The 13428-nt window shown below is 71.9% G+C and carries 14 protein-coding genes; 6 read left to right on the forward strand and 8 right to left on the reverse strand.

The annotated features are described in order from the left end of the window. Positions 1-147: 147 nt before the first annotated feature. Positions 148-492 (forward strand): beta/gamma crystallin domain-containing protein, encoded by a 345-nt coding sequence (locus K7B10_RS36475; protein WP_372481508.1) that lies wholly within the window; start codon positions 148-150, stop codon positions 490-492. Positions 493-595: 103 nt separating this feature from the next. On the opposite strand, the gene K7B10_RS36480 is transcribed toward K7B10_RS36475, so the two are convergent. The 3 genes from K7B10_RS36480 to K7B10_RS36490 form a co-directional block, all read right to left on the reverse strand. Then, positions 596-1066, reverse strand: a complete 471-nt coding sequence (locus K7B10_RS36480; RefSeq protein WP_229345688.1) for a universal stress protein — start codon at positions 1064-1066, stop codon at positions 596-598. Between the two features lie 11 nt (positions 1067-1077). Beyond that, the gene (locus tag K7B10_RS36485) at positions 1078-2334 is read right to left on the reverse strand and encodes an SLC13 family permease (RefSeq protein WP_229345689.1); all 1257 of its coding nucleotides are present in this window, start codon (positions 2332-2334) and stop codon (positions 1078-1080) included. 368 nt (positions 2335-2702) lie between these two features. After that, entirely contained in the window at positions 2703-3779 is a 1077-nt protein-coding gene (locus K7B10_RS36490; protein ID WP_229343386.1) for a hypothetical protein, read from the reverse strand. Between the two features lie 233 nt (positions 3780-4012). Here K7B10_RS36490 and K7B10_RS36495 point away from each other — a divergent pair, with 233 nt between their 5' ends. The 3 genes from K7B10_RS36495 (at position 4013) to K7B10_RS36505 (ending at position 7011) form a co-directional block, all read left to right on the forward strand. Next, positions 4013-5113 (forward strand): LLM class flavin-dependent oxidoreductase, encoded by a 1101-nt coding sequence (locus tag K7B10_RS36495; protein WP_229343388.1) that lies wholly within the window; start codon positions 4013-4015, stop codon positions 5111-5113. After that, a complete protein-coding gene (locus tag K7B10_RS36500) occupies positions 5110-5763 on the forward strand; it encodes a CE1759 family FMN reductase (RefSeq protein WP_229343390.1) in 654 nt (217 codons plus the stop codon). The genes K7B10_RS36495 and K7B10_RS36500 overlap by 4 nt, the downstream gene beginning before the upstream one ends. Positions 5764-5922: 159 nt before the next feature. Further along, positions 5923-7011 (forward strand): PP2C family protein-serine/threonine phosphatase, encoded by a 1089-nt coding sequence (locus K7B10_RS36505; protein ID WP_229343391.1) that lies wholly within the window; start codon positions 5923-5925, stop codon positions 7009-7011. 67 nt (positions 7012-7078) lie between these two features. Here the strand turns inward: K7B10_RS36505 and K7B10_RS36510 are convergent, their stop codons facing one another. Beyond that, positions 7079-7243, reverse strand: coding sequence for a hypothetical protein (locus K7B10_RS36510; RefSeq protein WP_229343393.1), 165 nt, complete (start codon positions 7241-7243; stop codon positions 7079-7081). A 147-nt stretch (positions 7244-7390) separates the two neighbouring features. Then, entirely contained in the window at positions 7391-8266 is an 876-nt protein-coding gene (locus K7B10_RS36515) for an EamA family transporter (RefSeq protein WP_229343395.1), read from the reverse strand. A gap of 48 nt (positions 8267-8314) precedes the next feature. Between K7B10_RS36515 and K7B10_RS36520 the strand changes: the two genes are divergently transcribed. Next, entirely contained in the window at positions 8315-9169 is an 855-nt protein-coding gene (locus K7B10_RS36520; protein ID WP_229343397.1) for a MurR/RpiR family transcriptional regulator, read from the forward strand. 110 nt (positions 9170-9279) lie between these two features. After that, positions 9280-9615 (forward strand): hypothetical protein, encoded by a 336-nt coding sequence (locus K7B10_RS36525; protein WP_229343399.1) that lies wholly within the window; start codon positions 9280-9282, stop codon positions 9613-9615. Between the two features lie 7 nt (positions 9616-9622). On the opposite strand, the gene K7B10_RS41065 is transcribed toward K7B10_RS36525, so the two are convergent. From K7B10_RS41065 to K7B10_RS36545, 3 genes are all read right to left on the reverse strand, one after another. Next, positions 9623-11980 carry an ADP-ribosyltransferase domain-containing protein gene (locus K7B10_RS41065; protein WP_267501545.1) on the reverse strand — a complete coding sequence of 786 codons (2358 nt, stop codon included), beginning with the start codon at positions 11978-11980 and terminating at the stop codon, positions 9623-9625. Between the two features lie 101 nt (positions 11981-12081). Continuing rightward, positions 12082-12741 (reverse strand): PI-PLC domain-containing protein, encoded by a 660-nt coding sequence (locus tag K7B10_RS36540; RefSeq protein ID WP_229343401.1) that lies wholly within the window; start codon positions 12739-12741, stop codon positions 12082-12084. A 98-nt stretch (positions 12742-12839) separates the two neighbouring features. Further along, a complete protein-coding gene (locus tag K7B10_RS36545; RefSeq protein ID WP_229343403.1) occupies positions 12840-13325 on the reverse strand; it encodes a GNAT family N-acetyltransferase in 486 nt (161 codons plus the stop codon). Positions 13326-13428 lie beyond the last annotated feature (103 nt).

The following is a 13428-nucleotide window of genomic DNA, read 5'->3' on the forward strand; positions in this document are numbered from 1 at the left end:
TGATTGCAGGGTGCATCGACTGCGCGGGAACCTCGATGTGCAACCGCGAAGGCCGCTGGACGGCTCGTCGCGGTGCCGGTGGTCGACGTGCCCGTGGGCGCGCGGCTGCCTTTCCCGCTCGATTCCCGTGAAGGAGAGATCGTGCTCGTGAAGTCGACCAGGTTCGTCCGATCGGCCGCCGTGGCGCTCGCCGCAGCGGCGTCACTCACCCTGACCCTCCCCGGCAACGCCTTCGCCATCGACCACGTCGAGTGCCGGGGCGGTGAGAACTTCCTGAAGATCTGGTCCCACAGCGACGGCCGGGACAGCGTGGACTGCTACGCCAACAAGGGCCGCATCGGGTTCGGAGGCTGGTGGGTGGACAGGATCTCCACCGGAAACAACGACTTGATCTACTACGACGCCAACGGCGACTCGGTGAAGATCAACCGCTGGACCGACATCACGTTCCCCAACCGTCCGCCGAAGGTCGATTCCATCGAGATCCTGTGACCCCTTGACGCCCGCCCCCGGAGGAGCCGAGCCCCCGGCCCGGCCCCTGCGAGGGCGCGGGAGCGACGGCCACGGGCCGGAGGCGCCGGAACGCGGACACCCCCTACGGGATGGTGGCCGTACCCGGTGCCGTCTCCGGCCAGACCAGCAGGACGGGGCAGGGGGCGTGGTCGACGACGAACCGGCCGGCCGGCCCGAGGCTGTGGGGTCCCAGATGGGTGCGGTCCCCGTCCCGGGCGAGGATGAGCAGGTCGGCTCCTTCGACGGCGGCCACGACCTCCCGCTCGACGCGGCCCGAGCGTTCTCGCCGGGTACACGGGCGTCCCAGCCGCTCGGCGGCGCCGGTCAGGAGCCGCTCGGCGGAGGCGGCGGCCAGGTGTTCCACGGCGGTGCCGGGATCGCGGTCGGGGCGTGCGCGCCCCAGCAGTCCGGCATAGGCGCCGTGTGCGGCGCCCGGTACGTCGTGGCCGGTGACGTGGAGGAGCACCAGTTCGGCGTCCGCAGGCGTGTGGGCGCGCGCGGCGTCGACCACGGCGGGCCAGGTGCCCTCCACGATCCAGGCGATGACGGTCACGGTCACGGCGTTCAGCCTCCGATCGCTTGGAGCGAGACCCACAGTGCCACCACCGAGAGCAGGAGGGCGGCGGGCACGGCGAGCAGACCTAGCCGGGTGAACTCACCCAGCTCCACATCGGTGTCGTGTTCCCGCACGATACGCCGCCACAACAGGGTGGCCAGCGAACCGGCATAGGTGAGGTTCGGGCCGATGTTCACGCCGAGGAGCACGGCCAGGACGGCACCCGGGCCGGTGGGGGCGGTGAGCGGGAGCAGGACGAGGACGGCGGGCAGGTTGTTGATGACGTTCGCCAGTACGGCTGCCAGTGCCGCGATGGCCAGGAGGGCGGGCAGGTCGCTGCCGACGGGGACCAGGTGCCCCAGGGCGTCGGCGAGGCCGTTGTCGACCACCGCGCGGACCACGATGCCCAGGGCCAGCACGAAGGCGCAGAACGGAAGGGCCGCGGCCCGGACGATCGCCGTGGGGGTGGTGCGGCGCCGGGCCAGGGCGCGGGCCGCCAGGACGGCCGCGCCCGCGGCCGCCGCCCAGGCCGGGTTGATGCCCACCGCCGAGGTCAGTACGAAGCCCGCCAGGGTGCCCGCCACGGTGAGCAGGGCGAACAGTGGCAGTTCGCGGGGCTCGTCGGCGGGCGGCGCCTCGGCGCCCGCGTCCAGGTCGGTGACGAAGAAGCGCCGGATCACCACGTACTCGACGCCGATCGCGACCAGCCAGGGCAACGCCATGAGGGCGGCGAAGCGGGTGAAGCTCAGGCCACTGGCGGCGAAGGCCAGCAGGTTGGTCAGGTTGGAGACCGGCAGCAGCAGCGAGGCTGTGTTCGACAGGTGGGTGCAGGCGTAGACGTGGGGCTTCGCACGGGCGCCCAGCCGGGCGGCGGTGGCGAACACCACCGGGGTCAGCAGCACCACGGTGGCGTCCAGACTGAGCACCGCGGTGATCAGGGAGGCCGTCACGAAGACGAGGACGAGGAGGCGGCGGGGCTGGCCGGCCGCGCGCCGCGCCATCCAGGCACCGCAGGCGTGGAACAGCCCCTCGTCGTCGCACAGCTGAGCCAGGACCAGGACGGCCGCGAGGAAGCCGATCACCGGGCCGAGCCGGGCGGCCTCCTCCGCCGCGTGGTCGAGGGAGATCGCGCCGGTGGCGATGACCACCGCGGCGGCGGGGACGGCCACGACCGCCTCCGGCCAGCCCCACGGCCGGATCACCGCGCAGGCCAGCACCGCCAGAAGCAGGGTGACGGAGAGTGCTTCCGCGAGCGAGGCGTTCAGGGTCCGAGCCTTTCCGGATGGAATCCCGGCGCGGCACGCCGCCGTGCCGGGGTCGACAGGGGGCCGGCGCGGAGCGCGACGCAGCCCTGGGCAAGTATCCGGAGTAGAAACTATCGGTCCGCCACCGCCCCCGCGCGGAGGACGGGCTGCGGGGGCGGCTCCCGGGACGGCATCCGGTCGGGGTGGTGGTCGAGGCCGACGGTCGAGGGAGGCCGGATTCGTCCCGGGCCGGGAGCGTTCCGTACTGCCTGCCGCCCCCCTGCCCGGCCGGAAGGCCACCGCCGGGACCCCGGGAACAGGCACCGACCGTCTGGCCCCCCGCTGCTCGCCGCCGTCGGGACGGATCCGCCAAGTGCGCGGTGACGCGCTCAACGTGCCCCGGATTCAGGGGTGTTCGTGCGGGCCAGTCCCCAGCGGTGCAGCCGGTCGCCGTCCTGCGTGAGCCAGGTGCCGTCGTCCAGAGCGGTGACCTCCTCACCCACCGGCACCGGGTAGTCCAGCCGGCCGATCGGACGCAGCGTGTCGGCGTTCAGCAGCCAGTGCCGCATCCGCGGCGGCCCGCCGTCCGGGTGCACCCGGCCCGGGACCAGCACGTGGTGTGCGTCCAGGACCTCGGCGGAGAAGAACTCGTCATCCTCCGGGTCAACGGCCAGCTCCGCCAGGTCGAGCGCTGCCACCTGATCCCCGGAGCCGAGGTCGTACGCGCCCAGCTCGTCGCGGTCGTCGGCGGGGAACACGTATTCGGCGTACCGCTGGGTCAGCACCCGGGAGCCCGGGAGGAATCCCGCGAGCGCGTGCATCCACGTGCCGCCGAGGATCGGGAGACCATCGGCGCACGGCTGTGCCCACCACGTCGACCAGCTCTGCCAGGCGGTCCAGCAGGACACCACCAGGGCGCCGCCGTCCGGGCTCCAGGACTGCACCGCGGCCGACGCCAGCGAGCGGACCTGCCGTCGGCCGAGCACCTCTCCCGTCGCCGCGTCCAGGAGCAGCAGGTCGTCCCAGGTGTAATTGCGGTCCGGCTCCGCGTCGTAGACGAGGGCGGCCTTGGCCTCGTCGGGCTCCAGCACCGGCACGACGACGCCGACCCGCCGTCCGTCCGGGCTGACGGCCGGGACGGATCGCGCGCGGGCGGCGCCGTGCCACGGGTCGTGGGGGAGTTCCCAGAGTGTTCCGCCGTCGCGGTCCAGAGCCCGCACCGACGCCGGCCCGGCCACCACGAATCCGCCGCCGGGCGTCGGGGCCACCCGCTCCTGGTCCGTCGTCCGCAGGGCGGCGCTCGCGCTCGCGGTCCTGCCCGCGAGGAACTCCTCGCGGTCGTGGACCTCGACCAGTCCGGGCGTCCGTACGAGGAGCCGCGCTCCTGCCGCCGCCCGGACCGCGCCCCGCGTCCGCGTCGTGCCGAGCGCTACCACGCCGATCCGTTCATCCCCCGTCGTGTTCATGCCGTGCATGCTCGCAAGCGCCGCGCGGACTCCGCCATCGGTTTCCCCCGGCGGACGCCGCACCTCGCCGTGCAGCCGCCCGCAGGCGGACCTGACGGTGACCTGGCGACACCTCCCGTTCGTCGGCACGCTGGCGTCACCCGACGCGTCCGGGTCCTGGACCGGGAATACCTCGCGCGCACTCCTCGTTCCGAGGTATGGTTGAATTGTAAACAATCTTGGGAAGGGGAGCCATGCAGTTCGGGATCTTCACCGTCGGTGACGTCACGGCCGATCCGACGACCGGACGGACGCCGGGCGAGCACGAGCGCATCAAGGCGATGCTCGCGATCGCGCAGAAGGCCGAGGAGGTCGGCCTCGACGTCTTCGCCACCGGCGAGCACCACAACCCGCCGTTCGTCCCCTCCTCGCCGACGACGATGCTCGGCTACGTCGCGGCGCGCACCGAGAACCTGATCCTGTCCACGTCCACGACGCTGATCACCACGAACGACCCGGTGAAGATCGCCGAGGACTTCGCGATGCTCCAGCACGTCGCGGACGGCCGCGTCGACGTCATGATGGGCCGCGGCAACACCGGCCCGGTCTACCCCTGGTTCGGCAAGGACATCCGCGACGGCATCGACCTCGCCATCGAGAACTACGCGTTGCTGCGCCGCCTGTGGGACGAGGACGTCGTCACCTGGAAGGGCAAGTTCCGTACGCCGCTGCAGTCGTTCACCTCCACCCCGCGCCCGCTCGACGGCGTGGCGCCCTTCGTGTGGCACGGCTCCATCCGCTCCCCGGAGATCGCCGAGCAGGCCGCCTACTACGGCGACGGCTTCTTCCACAACAACATCTTCTGGCCCGCCTCCCACACCCGGCAGATGGTCGACCTGTACCGGCAGCGCTACGCCCACTACGGCCACGGCACCCCCGAGCAGGCCATCGTCGGCCTCGGCGGCCAGGTGTTCATGCGCAAGAACTCCCAGGACGCGGTGCGCGAGTTCCGCCCGTACTTCGACAACGCGCCGGTGTACGGCCACGGCCCGTCCCTGGAGGAGTTCACCTCCCAGACCCCGCTGACCGTCGGCTCGCCGCAGCAGGTCATCGAGCGCACGCTCTCCTTCCGGGACTACGCCGGCGACTACCAGCGCCAGCTGTTCCTGATGGACCACGCCGGCCTGCCCCTCAAGACCGTCCTGGAGCAGCTCGACCTGCTCGGCGAGGAGGTCGTGCCGGTGCTGCGCAAGGAGTTCGCGAGCCTGCGCCCGGCCGGAGTGCCGGACGCCCCGACGCATTCGGCCCGTGTCGCGGCCGCCCGGGAGACCTCGAAGGAGGGGACGCAGGCATGAAGCTCGTCGTCGTATCGGCAGGACTGAGCTCGCCGTCCTCGACGCGGCTGCTCGCCGACCGGCTCGCGGCCGCGACACTGCGCCACGTGGACGCCGAGACCGAAGTGATCGAGCTGAGGGACCTGGCGACGGAGATCGCCCAGCACTTCGTCACGGGATTCCCTCCCGCCCGGCTGGCCGGCGCGCTCGACGCGGTCGCCGCCGCGGACGGTCTGGTCGCCGTGACTCCCGTGTTCGCGGCGTCGTACAGCGGCCTGTTCAAATCGTTCTTCGACATCATCGACAAGGACGCCCTCACGGGGAAACCGGTCCTCGTCGGCGCGACGGGCGGCACCGCTCGGCACTCCCTGGTCACCGAACACGCCCTGCGCCCGCTGTTCACCTACCTGCGTGCGCTCGTCGTGCCGACCGCCGTGTACGCGGCCTCGGAAGACTGGGGCGAGGAGGGTCTGGCGGGGCGGATCGCCCGCGCGGGCGTGGAGCTGGCACGTTTCCTGGAGCCCGCCGGCCGGGACGCCGTCCCGGACGTCGACACCGCGGCCGCGATCGCGCCCCGTTCTCTGACCGGGGCGATCACGTCGGTGCACGCGGCCGCCGGCTTCGAGGTGGTGCCGTTCGAACAGCGGCTGGCCGCGCTGCGGGCCGAGTAGCCGCCGCCGGAGGGGCGGGGGAGGCCGTAACGCTTCGTTCGTGCGTTCGAAGATCTGGCCGGGGGTCACCCGTCCGGGCGGGCGGGCGGACGGAAGGGTGGGCGGCCGGCCGCCTTCGTCGGAGCGCCATGCCCCTATTGCGTCGATATGCTGGGACATGTGATCGAGTCTGGACGGCCGCGGCTCCCTCGGCGCTACGGCCGGTGGAGGCTTGTTCGGCTGTCGCCGGTCCTCCTGACCGTCGTGATCGCCAGCCTGGCCTACGCCACTCCGCCGGAGATGGCCTTCAGTCGCCTCCTGCCCGCGGCGCCGGCCCTGGCCGCCGCCATGTGGCCGGTGCTCCCCACCGTCCTGCTCGGGACGGTCTGCCTCCTTCTCATGATCGGCCTCAGCTTCGTCTTCCCCGATCTGGGTACGTGGTGGACCTGCGCGGGGATCGTCGCGGTCACCGTGGCCGCGGCGTACGGAAGCCATCTCCGGCTCCAGCGTGAGCGCACCCTCTTCCAGGTGCGGCTCGTCGCCGACGCGGCGCAGCAGGTGGTGCTCAGCCCCATGCCGCGCCGGCTCGGGAACGTCGAGATCGAGTCGCTCTACCTCGCGGCCGCGGCGGAGGCCCGCATCGGCGGGGACTTCTACGAGGCGGTCGACACGCCGTTCGGGGTCAGGCTGCTCATCGGCGACGTGCGGGGCAAGGGCCTGCCGGCGGTGGGGGCGGCGGCGGCGATCGTCAACGCCTTCCGGGAGGCGGCCTACGCCGAGGCGAACATGATCGACGTCGCCCGCAGGCTGGACGCCAGCAGCAACCGTTACAACGCCGCCTTTCCCGACGGGTCGATGGAGCGCTTCGCCACAGCCCTCGTCGCCGAGATCCCGTACGGGGGCGGACGCATCGACATCCTCAACTGCGGACATCCCCCGCCACTGCTCCTGCACCGCAGGGAACTGCGCGTCCTCGAGTCCGGCGCGCCCTCGCCGCTGCTCAGCCTCGCGGAGCTGATCGGCGATCACTACAGCGTCGACAGCTTCGAGTTCACCCCCGGCGACCTGCTGCTCCTCTATACGGACGGGGTCGCCGAGACCCGCGCCCGCAACGGCGAGTTCTTCCCGCTGGCGGCCTGGATGGACGGGCAGCCCGCGATGCCGCCCCGCGAACTGCTCGTGGCCCTCCACCGCGACCTGCTCGACCACAGCAGGGGTCGCCTCGACGACGACATCGCGGCCCTGGCCGTGCGCCTGTGCGAGTCCTGACGCGCGGCCCGTGGGTGAGAAGGTCTAACGAAACCTATTGCCACTCATTCCAGTGAGCTTATGCCCTCTAGCGGTAGCGGCCGCCGCGGCCGGCCCCCGCCCCCGACCGCTCCACCGCGGTGATGACGGCGCCCGTACCGTCCTCCGTCGCCATGTGTACGTCGCCGACCGTGAGGATGTCGTCCCCGTCGGCGGCGAGCCCCGCACTGCCCGACTGCAGTACGCCGCGCAACCCGGCCCGCAGAAGTTCGGCGTCGCCGTTCTCCCGGGCCAGTGTGCCGGCCCGGGCCAGCGGGACCGTCGCCTCTTCCAGACGGCCCAGCCAACATGATCACGCCTTGGTGCAGCCGACGTGCGGGTGCCGGTGCGGGCCCGCCGCTCAGGGGTGGGCGAGCTCCATGACCGCGATCCCGGCCAGTACCACCGCGCTGGCCGCGGTCCGCACATGGCCGAGCCGCTCGCGGAAGACCAGGGTGCCGATCAGGGCGGCGATCACGATGCTCGTCTCGCGCAGGGCCGCGACGGTCGCGAGGCTGCCGTGTGCCTGCGCCCACACCACGAGCCCGTACGCCACGAGGGACAACACGCCACCGACGAGCCCGGACCTCCACTGCGGACGCAGCCGTTCGACCAGCCCGCGGCGGTACCGGGCCCAGGCCAGCAGCGGCAGCACCGGCCCCTGGCACAGGAACAGCCAGGCGATGTAGCCGCCCACGGAGCCGGCGTGCCGTACGCCGGAGCCGTCGACGATCGTGTACGAAGCGATCGCCACACCGGTCCCGAGCGCGGCTGCCAGCGCCGGCAGCTGGGACCGGGCCGGCAGGCCGTCCGCGAAGGCCAGCCCGACGAGACCGCAGGAGATGACGGCCACGCCCAGCAGTGCCGCGCCCGTCGACCGCTCGCCGAGCAGGGCCCAGGAGGCCACGGCCACCAGCAGGGGCGCACTGCCCCGGGCGATGGGGTACATCTGCCCGAAGTCGCCCAGCTGGTAGGCGCGTAGGAGCAGACCCTGGTAGGCGGCCTGCAGCACGGTCGAGAGGGCGATGAAGGGCCAGGCGGCCGGGTCCGGGGCCGGAACGAAGTACACCATCACCGCGGCGCAGCCGGTGATGGTGAGGCTGATCAGCGTGAAACCGGCGAGTTTGTCCCCGGTCCGGTGGGCCAGTCCGTTCCACAGCGCGTGCAGCAGCGCCGCGGCGAGCACCGCGGCGGTCACGGCGCCGCTCCCCGTCGGCAGCGACAGACCTCCGGACATGACGACGCTCCCCGGCTTTGGAACTCATTTCCGCGCTAACATAGCATCATGGAAATGAATTCCGAGCCGGGCGGGCTCGCGGCCCACGTCCGATCCCATCTGCCGGAACTGCGCGGAGCCGAGGCCCGCGTCGCGCGGGTCGTGCTCGACCAGGGGGCGCACCTGGTCCACCTGAGCATCAGCGACGTGGCCGTACTGGCCGGCACCGCGGCCTCCTCCGTGGTGCGCGCCTGCCAGCGCCTGGGCTTCCGCGGCTACCAGGAACTCAAGATCGCCGCGGCCCGTCAGGCTCCGGCCCGGCCCGTGGAACCCGGCGCGGACGACGCGGACCCGGCGGCGCGGGCGCTCGCCGACACGGTCCGCTCCGCCCGGGAGGCGCTGGACGGACTGGCCGCCACCCTGCCGGCCGAGCGCGTACGGCAGGCGGCCGATCTGCTGCACACCGCCCCGCGGGTCCTGGTCACCGGTGCGGGACTGTCCGGCGCGGTCGCCGCCGACGCCGCCTACCGGCTGCGCGCCCTGGGCTGCGCCGTCGACGCTCCGGTCGACCCGATCACCGCCGAGCTGGCCGCCGCGCAGCTCCCGCCCGGCGCCGTCTGCCTGGCCATCAGCCACACGGGAGCCACCCGCAGCACGGTCGACGCCGCCCGCCGTGCCCGGGCGGCCGGCGCCGAGGTCCTCGTCCTCACCAGTTACGCCCGCTCACCGCTGAGCGACATGAGCACCTGCACCCTGGTGGCCGGCGGCCAGGACCTGGTCTTCGGCCTGGAGACCGTCGCCAGCCGGATGGCCCACCTCGCCGTCGTCGACGCCGTCACCCTCACCCTCCTGGCGCTGCGCGGCCCGGGTGCCGAGCGGGCGCTGAACCTCGCGGCCGACGTGACGGCGGACTACGCCTACTGACCGCGGACCGGCGGGCGGCGGGCGCCCGCGGGACCCGGCCGCAGGAGGGGGGTGTCCGCGGCGAGGACGGCCCGGAGGGCGGGGATGTCCCTCCAGGTGAGGCCGAGAGCGTGGGTGGCGTACCGGAGGGTGATGTGGTCCGCTCCGTCGGCCGCTTCGCGGAAGGTCTCCGAGGTCGCGTCTCGTACCACTACGGGCGCACGACCTGGATCCGCGCCGTCGCCCTCGACCGCAGGCACCCGGCGCCCCACTTGCACCTCATGTACTACCTGCCCATCGAGGACGCCTACGCCCACGGCATCAACGCCCTGCACGCGGGCATGACGGCCATCGAGGCCAAGCGCCGCCGCGGAGCCGAGGTGTCGGGCCTGTACGCCCTGGTCGACCAGGACCCCAAGGTCCGTCATCCCGGAGGGGGTGACGGCGGCGGCCCGAAAGCCATCTGACGGCCGGTCAGGACACCAGGGGAGCCTCGTCCGTTTCCGTCAGCCGGACCGTGCACAGTCCGCCGCGCTCGCTCTTCACGTCCGTCACCTTGAGCCGGGTGCCCGGCGCGAGGATGTACTCCTCCTCACCGGTGAAGGCGGAGAACCTCCGGATGCCGACGGCCTTGGCGGGCGTCACCTCGAAGAGGGTCCGCTTGCCGCGACTGCCCAGGAAGGACCGGGCCACGTTCAGCTGGGAGGTGCACGAGGACACGCCCCACCAGGTCACCGTCCGCCCCACCGGGTACTGCGCCCGCAGGTCCAGCGAGACACCGCGCCACAGCGGCTGCGTGTGGGCGGGCAGCCCCGAGACCGCCGAGAACAGCAGCCGCAGGTACGGCAGGTAGGGCGTGACCCTGGTGCGGTCCGCAGAGCGCAGGACGGCGTTGATCTCACGGTAGAACGCGGACTCGCAGGTGTAGAGGTGGAGCGCGGCGATCGCGTCGCAGGACAGGCCGCCCGAGGTCTCGTCCGCCCGCCGCTTGCCGAAGTCCCGTGACCGGGTGATGGTTCCGGCGAGCCCCGACAGCGTCTCGGCGACCGGCGCGAGGGCGTCCTGGAAGTCCATCAGCGGGGTGTCGAACACACCGGTGATCGCGGGGAGGACCAGGCCCTCGTCCTTGACGCTGGTGAGCCGCTCCAGATACAGCTGGTGCAGGTTCATCGTCGATTCGATGAAGGCACCCATCCGGGCCGCGACACCCCCGTCCGCGCCGCCGGCCCCGGCCGCCCCGGCCGCCCCCGCGTTCCACCCCTTGCTCGGCAGCCAGTCGATCCCGTCGGCGCCCAGCGAGGCCAGGGCCTCGTTCACCAGGGCGAAGTGGTCGCCCTCGCAGAATATGTCGCCCTGCGCCGCCGGGTTCGCGTGGTCGAGGTGCCGGACCTCGACGTCCGGGTACTTCTCCTGGAGCCGCAGCACCACCTTCTTGAGGTTGCGGGCGTGCGCCCCCCACCAGGCGAACACGACCCCGCGGTCCTCCTCGTCGGCGTCCTGCTTCGCCTTGAGGATCTCCTCGACGATCCGTTCGGCGACGGGCCGCCAGAAGGCCGTGTGCTGGTCGGCCCCCATCGACGCGTCGGCGCTGGCGGTGAGTGAGGCGTTCAGCAGCAGTACGCCCTGCGTCAGCATCGCCTGGAACCACTCCGGCGGCTGGACCGTCTCCCGCTCCTTCAACAGCGCGCGAACGTCGGCGATCGGAGTCTTCTTGGCGATGCCGTACTTCCACATGGCCGCCGCCTTGATGATGCAGCGGATGCTGACGACCCTGCCGAACTGACTGTCCTTCCAGTCGTTGAAGGTGTTGTCGAACATGGCGATGCCGGTCGCGCTCTCGGGGCGCGGGTACGGGTTCTGGCCGAAGGCGACGACCTTCCACTTGTGCGGCGGGTTGGGCTTGAGTGCCTGGAAGGTCAGCTCGCGGACCGGGACGACCTCGGGGCTACGCCCCTTCCCGATGAACCGGGCGGCGTCCGGCTGCGCCTCGATGACGGGCTTCAGGAGCGGAAGCCAGGGCTCACCACCGCCGTCGAACAGGTCGGTGAGACCCAGGGCGTCGGTCGCATCGGTCGTGTCGGTCACGGGGGAGGGCCCTTCGGCGGCGGCGGCGGCGGCGGCGGTGGCGGTGGCGGTGGCGCCGGCCGGGGCCGGGGCGGGAACGGGGGTTACGGGCTTCGGTGGCACGATGCGTACCCGTTCCTCGACCGGCCGCTTCTCGATGCCGTCCAGCTGCGTGATGACCGTGGCGCGCAACTCGTCGTCGTCCTCGAACCAGTGGTCGTGGAAGAGCGTGTAGCCGGTCCACATCAGGTTGGCGCACACCCTGGCCGGCACCCGGCCGGTCTGCGCACCCATACCGACCAGCGCCACGGAGCGGATACTGCCCGGCGCCTTCCGGTTCTGCCGGTGGACGGCCTGGAACGCGGCGGCGCACGCCAGTGCAACGTTCAGCGTGGCGCTCACGTTCTGCGAGGACCGCACCATGGTCGGCGTCGATATCAGGAAGCGGGGAACGGGCGCTCCCGACGGGACACATACCGCGCTGCCCACCGGCATCACCCCGGCGAACCGGTCGCGGATCGCCCGCTGCACCCGCAGCTGGATGCCGGATCCGAGGTACCGCTTGATGACGGCGTCGACCCCACCGTCCATCCGCCCCCGGGAGTTCGTCGGGGTGACCCAGGCATCGACGTCCTCGTCGAGGATCGAGCCCCGGCGGATCTCGATGCCGGGGGTGTCCGCGAACGCGGCCCGCCACGCCTCCACCACGTGCTCGTTGACGTCTGTCAGCACCACCCTGAGCACGGGCAGAGCACTGCTCTCGGTCATCGTCCACTCCTGTCGGAAAAACGGCTCGTTCAACACCTCGAACGTAGCCGCCGCCACTGACAGTTCTGGTTCCCGACCGCCCCCGCCCCGCCGCGCGGGGCCTACCTGAACAGGCGGTCACCGGGGGTGGCCATGCGATGGGTGCCGCTGTGGCGGCCCACCCGGTCACGGAAGAGGCCGACGGCGTTGGCGCACTGCCGGCTGCCGTCGTACGCGCGCACTCCGGTGAAGGCCCCGTAGCCCGCGATGATGCCGTCCGCACGGCCCTCGCCGAGCAACTTGTCGACGTACCAGGGATCGTTGTAAGCGGTCGTCCAGGACAGTGCGGCCGCGAGCTGCCGGGCGCCACGGTCCCCGGCGCCCTTCCTCAGTTCCGCGCACGTGTAGTGAGTGGGCTCCGTGCAGTTGCCGAACCCCTTGGTGACGTCGCTGTCGCCGTAGTCCGTCACCCGGCGACCGGCCGGGAATCCGGAACCGGACCGGTCGAAGGCGGCGAGACCGCCGAGCCTGCCCTCCAGGCTCTTCCAGCCCCGGCCGCCGACGTCCGGGGTGTTGCCGCCGTGGTACTCGTAGAACCCGTAGGGCGCTTGGATTCCGGCAGCCGTCAGCCGCTGCGCCCTGTCGCGCAGTCCGGCGACGCTGCACCCGCGGTTCTCCTGCTCCCCGCAGTGGTTCGGGTCCTTGATGTCCAGCCGTACCAGCGACAGTCGGCGGCCAACCATTACCGCCGACAAGCCACAGCCCACAGACAGGAAGATCACGATCTGCACCTGGAGTTCTGACCGATCTCGGCATGCCTGGCGTTCCGCCGGAGCGCAAGGAGCATGTGAGCGTGAAGCCCCGGGAGCGTGCTCTCGCGTCACGGCAACGAGCGTGTGAGCCAGGCCACTTCACCGTTTTCTTCCGTGGAAACGTGATCCCGCTCGAACCCGAGCTTCTCAAGGACACGCAACGACGGTGTGTTCCACGTGCCGACGGTCGACCAGAGCCGTTTCCGTCCGGTCGCGATAGCGGCATCGAGCACCGCGCTGGCCGCCTCGGTGGCGTAGCCGCGCCCATGGGCGCGCTGGAACAGCTCATAGGCGATTTCAGGCTCCTCTAGGGTGGAGCGGCCGATGATCAGCCCGCAGTAGCCGATGAAGTCGCCTTCGTCACGACGCTGAATGGGCAACAGGGCGATCCCCGTGGTCGCCGTCGCGGTGAGCAGTTCCGCGATGGCCGTCCGGATGCGCTCAACCGTGGGGGTCCCCTTGCCGCGTTCGGACAGGAGGGCGCAGAACTCGGCGGCGTCCGACTCGGCCCACGGCCGCAGTATCAGCCGCTCGGTCTCAAGGTGGAACGGCATCGTCTCGTACCTAGTGCTGTGACCGGGAAGGTTCGCCGGGTTGAGCGGTCAGGCCGCGGAGGGTAGGGGTCTGCCGCCCCAGCGGATGCCTTTCTCGCTGCGG

Source organism: Streptomyces flavotricini (genome assembly GCF_020639365.1).
GTDB classification, from domain to species: Bacteria; Actinomycetota; Actinomycetes; order Streptomycetales; family Streptomycetaceae; genus Streptomyces; species Streptomyces flavotricini.